This window comes from Sphingomonas sp. BL-S-30 (genome assembly GCF_055521475.1).
On record NZ_CM145481.1, the window covers coordinates 305,931 to 321,120 of the forward strand.

At 66.9% G+C, this 15,190-nt stretch carries 12 protein-coding genes; 5 read left to right on the top strand and 7 right to left on the bottom strand.

Annotated features, from left to right (window positions below; translation table 11 throughout):
• Window positions 1–108: 108 nt before the first annotated feature.
• The 5 genes from ACZ1I5_RS01195 to ACZ1I5_RS01215 are packed head-to-tail and all read right to left on the bottom strand — an operon-like array spanning window position 109 to window position 4,592.
• Window positions 109–948: a class III extradiol dioxygenase subunit beta gene (locus ACZ1I5_RS01195; RefSeq protein ID WP_465171923.1), complete on the bottom strand. Its 840-nt coding sequence runs from the start codon at window positions 946–948 to the stop codon at window positions 109–111.
• A 1-nt stretch (window position 949) separates the two neighbouring features.
• Complete coding sequence (gene ligA, locus ACZ1I5_RS01200) at window positions 950–1,360, bottom strand: protocatechuate 4,5-dioxygenase subunit alpha (RefSeq protein ID WP_465171924.1); 411 nt, start codon at window positions 1,358–1,360, stop codon at window positions 950–952.
• The gene (locus tag ACZ1I5_RS01205) at window positions 1,357–2,382 is read right to left on the bottom strand and encodes an amidohydrolase family protein (RefSeq protein WP_465171925.1); all 1,026 of its coding nucleotides are present in this window, start codon (window positions 2,380–2,382) and stop codon (window positions 1,357–1,359) included. Before ACZ1I5_RS01205 ends, ligA begins: the two co-directional genes overlap by 4 nt.
• Entirely contained in the window at window positions 2,379–3,329 is a 951-nt protein-coding gene (locus tag ACZ1I5_RS01210; RefSeq protein WP_465171926.1) for an NAD(P)-dependent oxidoreductase, read from the bottom strand. The genes ACZ1I5_RS01205 and ACZ1I5_RS01210 overlap by 4 nt, the downstream gene beginning before the upstream one ends.
• 54 nt (window positions 3,330–3,383) lie before the next feature.
• Entirely contained in the window at window positions 3,384–4,592 is a 1,209-nt protein-coding gene (locus ACZ1I5_RS01215; RefSeq protein WP_465171927.1) for a LysR family transcriptional regulator, read from the bottom strand.
• Window positions 4,593–4,690: 98 nt separating this feature from the next.
• Between ACZ1I5_RS01215 and ACZ1I5_RS01220 the strand changes: the two genes are divergently transcribed.
• From ACZ1I5_RS01220 to ACZ1I5_RS01240, 5 genes are all read left to right on the top strand, one after another.
• Window positions 4,691–5,365 (top strand): 4-carboxy-4-hydroxy-2-oxoadipate aldolase/oxaloacetate decarboxylase, encoded by a 675-nt coding sequence (locus ACZ1I5_RS01220; protein ID WP_465171928.1) that lies wholly within the window; start codon window positions 4,691–4,693, stop codon window positions 5,363–5,365.
• Between the two features lie 165 nt (window positions 5,366–5,530).
• Entirely contained in the window at window positions 5,531–6,580 is a 1,050-nt protein-coding gene (locus tag ACZ1I5_RS01225) for a 4-oxalomesaconate tautomerase (protein WP_465171929.1), read from the top strand.
• Window positions 6,577–7,464 carry an amidohydrolase family protein gene (locus ACZ1I5_RS01230; protein WP_465171930.1) on the top strand — a complete coding sequence of 296 codons (888 nt, stop codon included), beginning with the start codon at window positions 6,577–6,579 and terminating at the stop codon, window positions 7,462–7,464. Before ACZ1I5_RS01225 ends, ACZ1I5_RS01230 begins: the two co-directional genes overlap by 4 nt.
• 115 nt (window positions 7,465–7,579) lie before the next feature.
• On the top strand, window positions 7,580–8,731 hold the full coding sequence (locus ACZ1I5_RS01235) for an L-lactate dehydrogenase (protein ID WP_465171931.1): 1,152 nt from the start codon (window positions 7,580–7,582) through the stop codon (window positions 8,729–8,731).
• An 81-nt stretch (window positions 8,732–8,812) separates the two neighbouring features.
• Entirely contained in the window at window positions 8,813–11,158 is a 2,346-nt protein-coding gene (locus tag ACZ1I5_RS01240; protein ID WP_465171932.1) for a membrane-bound PQQ-dependent dehydrogenase, glucose/quinate/shikimate family, read from the top strand.
• 522 nt (window positions 11,159–11,680) lie between these two features.
• On the opposite strand, the gene ACZ1I5_RS01245 is transcribed toward ACZ1I5_RS01240, so the two are convergent.
• Together ACZ1I5_RS01245 and ACZ1I5_RS01250 are read right to left on the bottom strand one after the other, a co-directional pair.
• The gene (locus tag ACZ1I5_RS01245) at window positions 11,681–14,530 is read right to left on the bottom strand and encodes a TonB-dependent receptor plug domain-containing protein (protein WP_465171933.1); all 2,850 of its coding nucleotides are present in this window, start codon (window positions 14,528–14,530) and stop codon (window positions 11,681–11,683) included.
• A 198-nt stretch (window positions 14,531–14,728) separates the two neighbouring features.
• Entirely contained in the window at window positions 14,729–15,055 is a 327-nt protein-coding gene (locus tag ACZ1I5_RS01250; RefSeq protein WP_465171934.1) for a hypothetical protein, read from the bottom strand.
• Window positions 15,056–15,190 lie beyond the last annotated feature (135 nt).

Here is a 15,190-nt window from a genome sequence, read left to right on the forward strand (position 1 = left end):
CTCCCGCTTGCGGGAGGGGTAGGGGTGGGCGCCCGCTCACCGCGGGCGGTGTCGATGGAGGAGAGCGCGAGCCCACCCCCGCCCCTCCCGCAAGCGGGAGGGGAGAAACTAAGCAGGCTCCAGCACGATATGCCCGACCGCCGTATTGCTGGCGGGCACGTGATAATGCCGGTGCAGGACTCGCGTCGCCTTGCCGAGCGCGCCGCGCATGACGAGCCACATCACCATCTCGATGCCCTCGCTGCCCGTCTCGCGCAGATATTCGATGTGCGGGATGTGGCGCAGGCGATCGCTGTCGCCGATCAGCCCGTCGAGGAAGTCATTGTCCCATGCCGGATTGATCAGCCCGGCGCGCGGGCCCTGGAGCTGGTGGCTCATGCCGCCGGTGCCCCAGACCTGGACGTTCAGATCCTCCGGGAAACTCTCGACCGCGCGCGCGATCGCCTCGCCCAGCGCCCAGCAGCGATTGCCGGAGGGCGGCGGGTAGGTGACGACGTTCACCGCGAGCGGAATGACCTTGACCGGCCAGGCGTCGGGCTGGCCGAACATCATCGACAGCGGCACGGTCAGGCCGTGATCGACGTCCATCTCGTTGATGATGGTCATGTCGAACTCGTCGAGGATCAGGCTCTGCGCGATGTGCCAGGCGAGATCGGGATGGCCCTCGACCACCGGCACCTTGCGCGGGCCCCAGCCTTCGTCGGCGGGCTGGAATTCCTCGGCGCAGCCGATCGCGAAGGTCGGGATGATCTTCATGTCGAAGGCCGAGGCATGGTCGTTATAGACCAGGATCACGACATCGGGCTTCGCCTCCTTCTCCCACGCCCTGGTCCAGTCGTAACCGGCAAAGGCAGGCTTCCAATAGTCCTCGCCGGTCTTGCCGAGATCGATCGCGGCGCCGAGCGCGGGGATGTGGCTGGTCGCCACGCCGGCAGTGATGCGCGCCATCTCAATTACCCTTTTTGATCGAGCGGACGCCGTCGGGGGACCGGCCGCCGGCGATCATCATCGCGGAATAGTCGTCGAGGCTCATCCCGCTCATCGTGCTGACCGCCTGGAGGAAGCTCTGGCCGTCCGTCGAGAAGACCTTGGCGAGGAAATAGATGTTGCCGCCGAGATCGAGCAGGCGGTTGTAATCGCGATCGAGCACTGCCTGTTTCTGGTCGTCGCTGAGCTTCCATTCGTCGAGATAGGCGCGCTCGTCGGCTTTCCACCGCTCGCGATTCTCCGCCTTCATCAGGCTCATCGCGAACTGGTTGAGGTGATAGCCCTGGCGTGCCCGTTTTGCGGTGAAGACGCGCGTGCCGGGGATGTCGTCGAACTCGGCGAGATAGGCGTGGATGTCGCGGGGTTCGGTCACAGGCCTCTTTCCTTGAGCTTGGCGTCGAGGCGCGGGAAGACGCGCCGCGCATTGCCCTCGAAGATGGCATGTTTCCGCTCGGCGCTCACGGGCAGTGCGTCCACATAGCGTTTGGTGTCGTCGAAATAATGCCCGGTCTGCGGGTCGATGCCCCGCACCGCGCCGACCATCTCGCTGCCGAACAGGATGTTCCTGGTGTCGATCACTTCGGCGAGCAGATCGATGCCGGGCTGGTGATAGACGCACGTGTCGAAATACACATTGTTCATCACATGCGTGTCGAGGGCCGGCTGCTTGAGCATGTCGGCCAGGCCGCGATAGCGCCCCCAATGATAGGGCACGGCGCCCCCGCCATGCGGGATGATGAAGCGCAGGGCGGGGAAGTCCCTGAACAGATCACCCTGAATGAGCTGCATGAAGGCGATGGTGTCGGCGGCGATGTAGAAGGCGCCGGTCGCGTGGAGCGCCGGGTTGCACGAGCCCGAGACGTGAATCATCGCCGGGACGTCCAGCTCGACCATCTTTTCGTAGAAGGGATACCAGTAGCGGTCGGTCAGGGCGGGGAAGGCGAAGTGCCCGCCGCCCGGATCGGGATTGAGGTTGCAGCCGATGAAGCCGAGCTCGGTGACGCAGCGCTCGAGCTCCTCGATCGAGCCCTGCAGATCGGCCTTGGGCGATTGCGGCAGCATGCACACGCCGGCGAAGGTCTCGGGATAGAGGCCGACGACGCGGGCGATCAGGTCGTTCGAGACGCGTGCCCAGGCCTTGGACACGGCCTCGTCGCCGACATGGTGCGCCATGGTCGAGGCGCGCGGGCTGAAGATCGTCATGTCCGCGCCGCGCTCCTTGAGGAGCTTGAGCTGGTTCGCCTCGATCGTCTCGCGGATCTCGTCGTCGGAGATGGCGGGGTAGGGCGGCGGCGTCTCGCCAGCCTTGAACGCCGCCTTTTGCGCGTCGCGCCACGCATCGTGTTGCGGCGGCGCGGTGGTGTAATGGCCGTGACAATCAATGATCAGGGTCATGCGGCGTCCGCCTGTCGGTCTGGGATTGTGGAATCTCCGTTCGTTTCGAGCGCAGTCGAGAAACCTGCGCCCGACGCCTGTTTCTCGACTGCGCTCGAAACGAACGGGGAGAGGGTAGCGATTTTGGCTGCGAGACCTTCCGGTGGCGCCAGCCCGAACGCCCCGATCGCGCGCTGGCGTTCCACGGTGCCGCGCGTCATCGCGGAGCCAGTGCCGAGCGCATCGAGCGTCTTCACTACCTCTTCCATCTCTGCCGCGCGGCGCAGGCCATGGACCATCATGCGGTCGAGATTGTAATCGGCCTTGTCGGCCCAATCGATGCCGGGCCAGCTCGCGTTGAGCGAGGCGGCGACCTCCGCCGAAACGCCGGCCTTGTCCGCCGCGAGGAAGCATTCGGCGGTCAGCGCCTCGAGCCCCTTCACCATCACCGAACGGATCATCTTGATCGAGGAGGCCGCGCCGACCGCGCCGGCGACGATCGTGACGTTGGTGAACCCGAACTCGGCCAGCGCCGCCGCGCCGGCCTCGGCATGCGGTCCGCTGAGCAGCAACGGCACGGCGCGCCGGGCGGGGTGGACCGGCGACATCACCGCGACATCGACATAGCGGCCGCCGGCGGCCGCGATCAGCGTCGCGGCGTCGCGCTTGGTGTCCGGGGCGACGCTGTTCATGTCGAACCAGAAGGCGCCTGCCTCGATCGACCCGGCACCGGTCCGGGCGGCAGCCAGCGCCTGGTCGGCAGTAACCAGCGAGAAGATCGCGCGTGCGTGCCCGGTCGCTTCGGCGGCATCCGTGCAGGCGATGACGCCGGCTCGGGCGAAATCGTCGAGTTTGGCGGCGCGCAGGCCGGGCTGGTCGGTCTTGCGATCATAGCCGCGCGCCGGGGCGCCGCCGGCAAAGGCCGCGCCCGCTTCCCCAAACCCGATAAAGGCGAATGCCGCATCCATGAGGCCGGGGTAGGTGACGCGCGCAGCCCTGTGCCAATCCAATTGTCGACCGGCTTATTGGTTTTCCCGAATTCTTGTGTCGGCGACCGCGATTTCCAGCAACGCGATGAAGCGGCGCTGGGCGGCGGTGGGGCGCCAGCCGGTGCGGGTGGTGATGCCGATGGTGCGGACACCCTGGTCGAGCGGCCGGCCGACCTGGGCAAGGATACCGCCCTGAATCTCCATCGCCACCTGATCGGGCGACAACAGGGTCAGCAGGTCGCTGGCGCGCAATATGCCGCGGATCACCATCACTGACCCGCACTCGATCGGCGCCTCGGGCGCCGTGCGCCCGGCGAACAGGGTGTCCCAATGGCCCCGCAGCGGCGTTTCGGCCTGGCCGACGATCCAGCCATAATGCGACAGGTCGTCGAGCGTCACCTCGACCCTGGCGGCAAGCGGGTGCTCCGCGCGGCCGATCACCGCCAGCCGGTCAGTGAACAGGGCGCGCTGATCGAGACCGGGCGGCGTCTCGTCACGCAGCGCGCCGATCATCAGGTCGATCACGCCGTCGCGCAGCGGCTCGACCAGCTCGCGCCACGATCCTTCGGCGACATCGACCAGCGCGCGCGGCGATCCCTGGACGAAGGCGGCGATCGCGGCGGGCAGGATCAGCGCGCGCGACAGCGGCATCGCGCCGATCGCGATCCGGCCGCTGTCCTGCGCGCCGGCCACTTCAGCGATGCCGGCCGCCAGCTCGGTCGCGGCCAGCCTTACCCCCCGCGCGAGCCGCCGTCCCATCGTCGTCAGGACCACGCCGCGCCCACGCCGCTCGGCCAGCGCCACGCCGCAGATCTGTTCCAGATCGCGGACCGCGCGGTGGAGCGCGGGCTGGGACAGGCCGGTCGCGGTCGCGGCGGCGACGAAGCTGCCGGCATCGGCCAGCGCGAGAAAGGCGTGGAGCTGGCTCGCCGTCATGAGCTGTTCGGGCCGCGCGAATCCCCGCCCGCCGCGCCGCAGCGCCGGCCTGGTCGCGACCGTCAGATAGTCGAAAGCGGTCCTCGCCCGATCCGCCATCAGCACACCGGCCTCGGTCGGGGTGACGCCGTCGGGATGGCGATCGAACAGGGCTGTGCCGAGCTGCCGTTCGAGCTTGGCGAGGCCCTGGGTGAGCGCCGGCTGCGACAGGTTCACGGCGTGTGCCGCGGCATTCATGCTGCGATGCGCGGCGATCGCCGAGAGCGACCGGAGATGACGCAGGTTCATGTCGAAGGGGGTAACCATCAACGCACCTATAGCAAAAACTTATCGGGCGCGTGCAATTGTGATTGGGGCGGCGCGCGCCCGCTGCCTAGGGCGGGCGCTTCACGCAGGAGGTCAGCATGGCGGGTCGAGTCATTCGTTCAATCGAGCGCGCCGAGATGGCGGTGATCGACGGACTTGGTGCCGCTGGTGTCGCGACGGTGCATGAAGCGCAGGGGCGGATCGGGCTGCTCGCCAGCCGGCTGCGGCCAATCTATCCTGGCGCCCGCATCGCCGGTTCAGCGGTCACCATCTCGGCGCCGCCGGGCGACAACTGGATGATCCATGTCGCGATCGAGCAATTGCGCGAGGGCGATATCCTGGTGCTGGCGCCCACCTCACCATGCGAGGACGGCTATTTCGGCGACCTGCTCGCGACCTCGGCGATGGCGCGGGGCTGTCGCGGGCTGGTGATCGATGCCGGGGTGCGCGACGTGCGCGACCTGACCCAGATGGGCTTTCCGGTGTGGTCGAAGGCAGTGTTCGCGCAAGGCACGATCAAGGCGACGCTCGGCTTGGTCAATGTCCCGATCGTCTGCGCGGGCGCGTCTATCGAGGCGGGCGACGTGATCGTTGCCGATGACGACGGGGTATGCGTGGTCAAGCGCGCGGATGCGGCGGCGGTGCTGCAAAAGGCGCAGGCGCGCGAAGCGGCGGAGGAGTCGAAACGACAGCGGCTGGCGGCGGGGGAACTGGGGCTCGACATCTATGACATGCGCGGGAAGCTGGCGGAGCTGGGGTTGAGTTATGAGTGACGTTCTTCATTCCTCCCTCGCGCAGCGGGGGAGGGGGACCGCGCGCTTCTTCAGCGCGTGGTGGAGGGGGCCTCGCCGCAGACGCAGCGTTCGGGGCAAGGCCCCCTCCACCATTTGCCGGAAGAGGCAAATGGTCCCCCTCCCCCAGTTCCTGAGGGAGGAATTATGAAGGCTCGCTGCATGTGGATGCGGGGCGGCACGTCGAAGGGCGGGTTCTTCCTCGCCGACGATCTGCCCGCCGACACAGCCGAACGCGACGCGTTCCTGCTCCGCGTGATGGGATCGCCCGATCCGAACCAGATCGACGGCATGGGCGGGGCCGATCCGTTGACCTCCAAGGTCGCCATCGTCTCGAAATCCGTCCGCGCGGGCGTGGATGTCGACTATCTCTTCCTCCAGGTGTTCGTCGATCAGGCCATCGTCACCGATGCGCAGAATTGCGGCAACATGCTCGCCGGCGTTGGCCCCTTCGCGATCGAGCGCGGGCTGTTTCCCGCGACAGGCGACGAAACGCGCGTGGCGATCTTCATGGTCAATACCGGTCAGGTCGCGGTTGCCACGGTGCGGACGCCCGGGGGCGTGCCGATCTATGAAGGCGAGGCGCGGATCGACGGGGTGCCCGGCACCGCGGCGCCGATTCCGCTCGAATTTCGCGACACCGCCGGATCGTCGTGCGGCGCGCTGCTGCCCACCGGCAATGCGGTCGACATGATCGACGGGGTTGCCTGCACCCTGATCGACAACGGCATGCCCTGCGTGGTGTTCAAGGCCGAGGATGTCGGCGCGACTGGCTATGAGGATCGCGACACGCTCGACGCAGCGACCGAGCTCAAGGCGCGGATCGAGGCGATCCGGCTGAAGGCCGGGCCGATGATGAACCTGGGCGACGTCACCGAAAAGTCCGTACCCAAGATGATGCTCGTCGCCCCGCCCGCGCATGGCGGGGCGGTGACGGTGCGCAGTTTCGTCCCGCACCGCGCGCACGCCACGATCGGCGTGCTCGGCGCGGTCAGCGTCGCGACGGCCTGTCTGATCGCGGGTTCGCCGGCGGCCGAGGTCGCCGAGATTCCCGAGGGCAAGCGCAAGACCCTGTCGGTCGAGCATCCGACCGGCGAGATGAGCTGCGTGCTCGACCTGGACGCCGACGGGCAGGTCGCGACTGCGGCCTTGCTGCGTACCGCGCGCAAATTGATGGACGGAGTGGTGTTCGCATGAGCACGGACGAACAGGGCCGTATCCGCAGCTGGACCGAGCATCCCTCGACGCCGCAATTCGTGCCGCCGCCCGGCGCGGTCGATGCGCATTGCCATGTGTTCGGTCCGGCGGCCGACTTCCCGTTCAGCCCGCTTGCCAAATATCAGCCCCAGGATGCCGGGCCGGACATGCTGTTCGCCTTGCGCGACCGTCTCGGTTTCGCGCGCAACGTGATCGTCCAGGCGAGCTGTCACGGCACCGACAATGCCGCCACGCTGAACGCTATCGCCAGGTCGAACGGCAAGGCGCGGGGTGTGGCGGTGGTCGATCCTGCGATCTCCGACGCCGAGCTGCAGGCGCTGCATGACGGCGGCATGCGCGGCGTGCGCTTCAACTTCCTCAAGCGGCTCGTCGACAACGCGCCCAAGGACAAGTTCCTCGACGTGGCGGCCCGCCTGCCCAAGGGCTGGCATGTCGTGGTCTATTTCGAGGCGGATATTCTGGAGGAAATGAAGCCGTTCCTCGCCGCCATCCCGGTGCCGGTCGTGATCGACCATATGGGCCGGCCGGACGTGACCCAGGGCCCCGACGGCGCGGACATGCGCGCCTTTCGCGCGCTGCTCGACAGCCGCGACGATATCTGGACCAAGGTGACGTGCCCCGACCGGCTGTCGCTACTGGGCGAACCCTATGACGATTTCGTCGCAGCGGTACGGCCACTGGTCGAGGACTATCAGGACCGGGTGCTGTGGGGCACCGACTGGCCGCACCCGAACATGGAGCATCGCATCCCCGATGATGGCGGGCTGGTCGACGTGATTCCGCGCATCGCCCCGACCGCGGCGCTTCAGCACAAACTGCTCGTGGCCAATCCGATGCGGCTCTACTGGTCCGAAGAGGCGTAAGCTCGCGCCCGGTCCCGCCGGCCCTCTCAGCAGATGAGGGGATCGACGGGATATCCGCTTTACCCCGCGCCGGTTTCGCGATCAGGTTGCGCGCCCCGCCGGATAGGAGCGTATTTTGATCGCCGCGTGCCTTGACGATTTCCGCGTGCTGGCAAAGGCGCGCCTGCCGCGCTTCCTGTTCGACTATATCGATGGCGGGTCCTATTCCGAGGCGACGATGCGCAGCAACGTCGCCGACATGCAGGCGCTGAAGTTGCGCCAGCAGGTGATGCGGGACGTCTCCGCGATCGACCTTTCCACCAGGATGATGGGCCGCGAGGTCGCGTTGCCGATCGCGCTAGGGCCGGTCGGGCTGGCGGGGCTCAATGCGCGGCGCGGCGAAGTGCAGGCGGCGCGCGCGGCCGAGGCGAAGGGCGTGCCGTTCGTGCTGTCGGCGGTGTCGTGCTGCAGCCTGGAAGAAGTGACGGGCGCGGTGACCGGGCCGGTGATGCTCCAGCTCTACATGATCCGCGACCGGGATTTCATGCGCGACCTGCTGGGCCGCGCCGCAGCGCTGGGGGTGGATGCGCTGGTGCTGACGGTCGACCTGGCGGTGCAGAGCGCGCGCTATCGCGACGTGCGGTCGGGGCTGGCCGGGGTGCAGGGCCTCGACACACGGCTGCGCCGTTTCTCGCAGATCGCGCGCCGGCCGGGCTGGGCGTGGGATGTCGGCGTGCGCGGCGGGCCGCATACGCTCGGCAATTTCGCGCCGGTGATGAAGGAGGGCGCGGGGCTGAGCCAGTTCCTCGCCTGGGTCGGTCGCAATTTCGATGCCTCGATCACCTGGAAGGACCTCGACTGGATCCGCCAGCACTGGAACGGGCGGCTGGTGATCAAGGGCGTGCTCGACCCCGACGATGCACTGGCGGCGTGCGATGCTGGCGCCGATAGCATCATCGTGTCCAACCATGGCGGCCGCCAGCTCGATGGCGCGCCCTCGACGATCGCCGCGCTGCCGGCGGTGGCGAAGGCAGTGGGCGGACGGGCCGAGATATTGATGGACAGCGGCATCCGCTCCGGCGTGGATGTGCTGCGCGCGCTGGCGCTCGGCGCGAAGGGCGTGCTGCTCGGTCGGCCCTGGGCGTTTGCGCTGGCCGCGCGGGGCGAGGCGGGCGTTGCCACGATGCTCGACCTGTTGCGGCACGAGATGACCGTCGCGATGGCGCTGACCGGCCAGACCAGCATCGCCGATCTGTCGCCCGACATCCTGCTGCCTCTCAACACATGAGCGCCCTGACGCCGGCGGCCATCGCGGGCGGCGGGCTTGCGCTATGCTCCCACGCAAACAAGACGCGTTGAGGGGATGGAGATGGCCGGAGCATCGAACGGGGGGCGCAGGCCGGGATCGCGCTGGCTCAGCTATCTCGTCGCGCTGATCCTGCTGGCCGCCGGGCTCGCGCTGCTGGTGCCGGGGCTCGCGCTGCTGGGCATCGGCGGCTCGGCTTATTACGCGATCGCCGGGCTGGCGGCGATCGGCACGGCAATCCTCGCGGCGCTGCGCAAACCAGCGGCCGTGCTTCTCTATGCCGTCATTCTGCTCGGCACGATTTTCTGGGGGCTGTGGGAAGTCGGGCTCGATCCCTGGGCGCTGATGCCGCGGCTGGTCTTCTGGATCGTCGGCGGCGTGGCGGTGGCGCTGATCTGCGCCACGTCGCGTGCGGAACGCCGGGGGCTATGGATATCCATCGGATCGGCGACGGCCATCTTCCTCCTCGCCTGGGCTCTCCATTCGCCGTTCGAGGGGGGGGCGGCGCAGTGGAGCGGCCAGCCGCGCGCGGTCACCGCGAATGGCGACTGGGCACATTACGGCAATTCGCTGGGCGGTACGCGCTTCTCGCCGCTGGCCGAGATCACGCCCGCCAATGTAACCGGGCTGGAGCGGGCGTGGACCTTCCGATCGGGCCTGACCATGCCCGGTGGCAAGCGCAAGGGCGGGTTGCAGGTCACGCCGCTGATGGTCGACGGCATATTCTATGGCTGCACCGCGTTCAGCAGTGTGTTCGCGCTCGATCCGGTCACCGGCAATCAATTATGGCGTCATGACCCCAGGCTCGCCGAGAATTCGGGCGGGCACCCGGCCTGCCGCGGCATCGCCTTTTTCCGCGCGCCGGCGGGCGTGGCGGAATGCCCGACCCGGCTGATCCTCGGCACGATCGACAACCGCCTGATCGCGCTCGATGCGAAGACCGGCAAGCCCTGCACGAGCTTCGGCGATAACGGCGCGACCAGCCTGCAGGACGGCATCGGCGATTTCCCGAAACGCTGGTCGCACCCCACCTCGCCGCCGACCATCGTCAACGGCGTCGCGGTGATCGGCGCCTATGTCGCGGACAACCAGGCGACCAAGGTGCCGCCGGGCGTGATCCGCGGCTATGACGCGGTGACGGGCAAGATCCGCTGGGCGTTCGACCCGGGCCGGCCCAACGACACGAAGCCGCTGCCACCGGGGCAGAACTACACGCCCTCGACCCCCAATAGCTGGACCCTGTTCAGCGGCGACGATGCGCTCGGCCTGGTCTATATCCCGATGGGCAATGGCAGCCCCGATTTCGTCGGCGGCCAGCGCAGCCCGGAGACGGAGCGGGTCACCTCGTCGCTGGTGGCGCTCGACGCGGCGACCGGCGCGGTGCGCTGGACCTTCCAGGCAGTGCGGCACGATCTGTGGGACTATGATCTCGCGGCGCAGCCGGTGCTGGTCGATTTCCCGACCGGCGGCACCACCACGCCCGGCCTGATCTTGCCGACCAAGACCGGTCAGCTCTTCGTGCTCGATCGCCGCACCGGCAAGCCGCTGATCAAGGTGGAGGAGCGCCAGGTCCCCAGATCGACTCTGCCGGGCGAGCGCGGATCGCCGACGCAACCCTTCGCGGTGGGCATGCCCGATGTCGCGGGCAAGCCGCTCGAGGAGCTGGACATGTGGGGCCTCACCCCGTTCGACCAGCTCTGGTGCCGCATCCAGTTCCGCCGCGCGCATTATGAGGGCATGTTCACCCCGCCCCGGCTTGGGCCAACCTTGCGCTATCCCGGCGAGCTGGGCGGGATCGACTGGGGCAGCGTCTCGGTGGACGAAAGCCGCGGGCTGCTGATCGTCAATTCCAACCACATGGCCGACCGCGACGAACTGATCACGCGCGTCCAGGCGAAGGCCGAGGGGCTGGTGGTGAAGAGCGACCCAAGGACCCATTCGGCGCCGGGCGCACCGATGGAGGGCACGCCCTATGCGATTCACTGGGGGCCGTTCGTATCCGGCCTTCAGGTGCCGTGCCAGCGCCCGCCTTATGGCTATCTGACCGCGATCGACCTGAAGACGCGCAAGGTGCTGTGGATGCGCACGCTCGGCGATTCCCGCAATAGCGGGCCCTGGGGCTTCGGCCTCGGCCTGCCGCTGCCGCTCGGCGCGCCGAACATCGGCGGATCGATCGCGACGGCGAGCGGGCTGATCTTCATCGCCGCGACCCAGGACGAGATGTTTCGCGCGGTCGATACGGGTACGGGCAAGATATTATGGCAGGACAAGCTGCCGGTATCGGGCCACGCCACCCCGATGAGCTATCGCGGGCGCGACGGGCATCAATATGTGGTGATCGCAGCGGGCGGCGGATCGCTGCGCGACCGGCCGGGGGATTATTTCATTGCCTATCGGTTGAAGCGGTAAGGGGCGTGAACGGCCCTTTCGAATAAGCAATTGTCGAAGCGCTGTACGACTCCTTGTGCTCCCGCAAAGGCGGGAGCCCAGTCTGGGTCACTCCTTCGCGGGGACAGAAGAGTGGTTCGAAAGGGAGAAGGGGCGAGCGATTGGAAGCTAAGGCGACGCCTTCGCGCTCGCCCTCCGACAATCCTGCTTTCGACGTTAAGAAAGAGCGAACCGGTCCACGCCCGGCAAGGGATGATCTGCCAGATCCAATCTCACGGTTGAATCGACGCCCGCCAGTGCCCGGAGATATGGGACACCAGCATGTCCCATATCTCTGGCCGTTACGGCGACAGTGTGAAATAAGTCATTATATATCAGCCATTTAATTTTCTGCATACGAACCCCGCGGTGCCTGACGTGGGACATTTGGGGAGACCCAATTGGTCGATAAGCAATGTCGTCGCCGGCTCCTGAGCCCAAAAAAAGCGGCGACGGGGGATGCCGTCGCCGCCAAGGGCCAGGTCGGATACCCGGCTCGGGGGGTCAGAATTTCGCGCGGAGCCCGATCGTGATCACCCGGCCGATCGGGTTGCCCGAATATTGGTCATAGCCATTGGCGCCATTGTAGAAGGCCGGTTCGCGATCGAAGAGATTGGTTGCGTCGACGAAGATCTGGCTGCCGCCGAGCGATCCCGAGCCGGGCAGAGTATAGGTAAGGTTGAGGTCGAAGGTCGTGTTCGAGCGCACCTTGTCGCCGCCGCTGGAGGGCAGGCCGTCCACCGTAACGATCGGCGCGACGGTCGAGCCCGACCAGTTGCGATAGCTGCCGACATGATTGGCGAAGATCGTGGTCGAGACCGGCCCGATATCCCAGCCGAGATTGGCGCGCGCCTGAGTCTGGATCGACGGAAAGGTGTTGTTGAAGCCGGTGGTGTTGAGCACGCTGAAGGTCTTGCCGCCGCGCAACTTCTGGTCGAACCGGGTGAAATAGGAAATCGATCCGCCGAGGCGGAAAGCGCCGGCCGATCCCGTTTCCAGCCTGTAGTCGATATTCGCGTCGATGCCCTGGATGTCGAGGTTGAGCACATTCCCCTGGCGCACCGACAAGATGTAATAGGTCGGCGTGTTGACCGGCGCGGACAGCGGGAAATCGCCGACGACGCCCGTGATATCCGCCTGAGTCGCGCCGTTCGGGAAGAATTGCAGCCGGTCGGCCAGCGCGTCGCTGCTGATCGCGTTCGAGGCGCTGGTGCCGGTGATCTGGTTGATCAGCTTGGTGTTGAACAGGGTGAAGCCCGCCCGGAAACCCGGCAGCCAGGGCGGCGTGAGGTCGAAGCCGATCGACCAGCTGATGCCGCGGCCTGGTTCCGGATCGGGCGGGCCGCCATTGACGGTGATGCCGTTGACCGTGCTCGGCACGGTGCAGAAGCCGCCGGAGCAGGTGACGCCGGGCACCAGCGCGACCTGCGGGAAACGCGACACCGGGATGTTGATCAGCGACTGGTTCGACCCGCCATAACCCGAAAAGCTGGTCAGGCCGTTGCGGGTCACGTCGCCGACGCTGGTCAGCTGCGGGGCGACGAAGGAGCGGGAGTAATTGCCGCGAAAGCGGATGCCCTGGGTCGGTTCCCAGCCCAGCGCGACGCGCGGATTGGTCGTGGTGCCGATCTCGCTGTAATCGTCGACCCGGCCCGACAGGCTGATGTCGAAGCGGCGGACAAAGGGCATCTCGTTGCCCGCACCGACCAGCGGGATGTTGAGTTCGGCATAGGCCGATTTCACGTTGCGCTTGAGGAACAGGTAAAAGGCTTCCGAGCCACGTGACGAAGGGCCGGTATTGTTCGGCCGGTTGCGGTTCATCTCCAGCCCGTAGCGCGCGAACTCGCCGCCGATCGCCATGCGCACGTCGCCGCCGCCGATCGAGAAGAGCGTGCCGTCGATGCCGAGCCGCGCCTGGGCGAGCGAATAATACCACATCGAGCGAGTCTCGTTGTCGATCAGCCGCGCCCGCACTGCCGCCGAAGTGCGGTTGGCCGAACCGACATTCCAGACGTCGAGCGCGTTGTCCGCGGTCAGCGGCAGCTCGGTGACGATGATGTTGGTGCCGGGGATCGATGGGGTGGTCAGGCCGCCGCTGCTGTTGGTGGTGCCGTTGAGCGCGAGATTGGCGCAGCTCGCGCAGATCTGGCCCTTGTTGCCGACAAAGCTGTCCTCGCGGCCGTACAGGCCGAGCGCGGTGATCCGGAAATTGCCGTCGAGCTTATATTCCAGGTTGAGCGCGCCGTAATAATCGGTCGCGTTATTGTCGTTATAGGCGCCCGGGCCGAGCAGGTCGTCGGCGTTGAAGCGGATGGTCTGTTTGTCGCCTGCGGCCGTGCCCGGCAGCACGCCCGGCGGGTTCACATAGAAGGGATTGGCCTGGGCGCCGGTGCGCGACACGGTCGAGGTGATCGTCCCGCGCGAGGTCTGCTGCCGGTTGGTGACGCGCGAATAGACCATATCGAGTCCGACCGTCAGCTTGTCGCCGATCTCCTGGTTGAACTTGACCATCGCATTATGGCGTTCCTCGCGCGGGAAGATGTCGCCGAGCGCGGTGAGCTGGCAGGGCGAGTTGGCCGCGGTGTTGGCGATCGGCGCGGCCGAAGTCGGCGAGACATAGATGCCCGACACGCCCGAGGGCTGGATCGATGCCGGCGAGCAGAAGAAGGAGCCGAAATTGGTGCCGCCCTGTGGGCGATGGTCGCGGTTGAGGAAATCGCGGTCGGCGAACTGGAGGGCGCTGCGGTTGGAGTAGTTATAGGCGAGCATCGCCCAGCCGCCGTCCCAGCGCGTGCCCCACAGCGCCCCGGCATTATAGGTGCGATAGCCATCGCCGAAGCCGGCCTGGCCGGTGACTTCGAAGCCCTTGTAGTTGCGCCGGGTGATGAAGTTGACCACGCCGGCGACCGCGTCGGAGCCGTACACCGAGGAGGCGCCCTCCGCGAGCACCTCGACTCTTTCCAGCGCGATCGGCGGCACGATGTTGGGATCGGTCAGTGTCTGCTGCTGACTGCCGGGCGAGATGCGATGCCCGTCGATCAGCACGAGGGTGGAGTTGGACGAACTCGACCCGAGGCTGTGGATGGTCGGCGCGTAGAAGGAATTGCCCGGATTGCCGCCCTGCGGCGTCGCGCCGGAGCCAGTGATCGAGGGAATGGTGCGCAGGATCTGCTGCACGGTCTGGGCGGAGGTCGATTCGATCTCCTTGCGGCCGACCGCGACGACGTTCGACCCGACCGGCGCGGCACCGCGGATGCTGGTGCCGGTGACGACGATGTCTTCCTGCTCGGCCGCATCGGCAGTCTCGACGGGAAGCGGCGCCGGCGGCGCGGTCTGTTGGGCAAGAGCCGGCATTGAAATAATCGAAAGACCGGTGGCAAGCGCCAATAGACAGGCCCGCCATGTCGCCGTGATTCGCGAAGTCGCCATGATCCGCTCCCCTTTTTGTTATGAGGGGGAGAGGATAGTATTGAGCTTTACGCGTCAAAGTCAGTGGCACCCGGCTTCTCAAGCAATGAGAAGGGCGCTCAATTGCCTCTCAACTGTTGAGCGTCAGCGCCCGGCGGGCTTCTCGCCACCGCTTTGGGCGGGATAGGTCTTGCTCAGATAGTCGACGAACTTCGGGTAATCCTCGTCCGACACCGTCGCGCCGTAACCGATCATCTGATCGACCGTGAGGGCCCATTGATCGGGCGTCTTCCGCTGCGCGCTCACCTGGGTGAAGACATGGCAACTCGCACAGGTCTTCTCGACCACGGGCTTGATCGCCGGTTCTGCCGCCGGTGCGGGATCGGCCTGGGCCAGCGCCCCGGTGCCGAGCACGGCGAACGCCAGCAGGCCGGCTGAAGCCGTGAATGTCTTGCGACCGATACCCTGCATCCAACTCTTCCTATTCACTGGTTCTTCGCCTCTTCTGGCCTCGGGCGGGTGCACCGGGCCTGAACGGCTTTTCGTGATGCGGCAGCTATCCCAGCCCCGCTGGCGCTCCAATGAACGGGCATGGTTCGCTCTCAA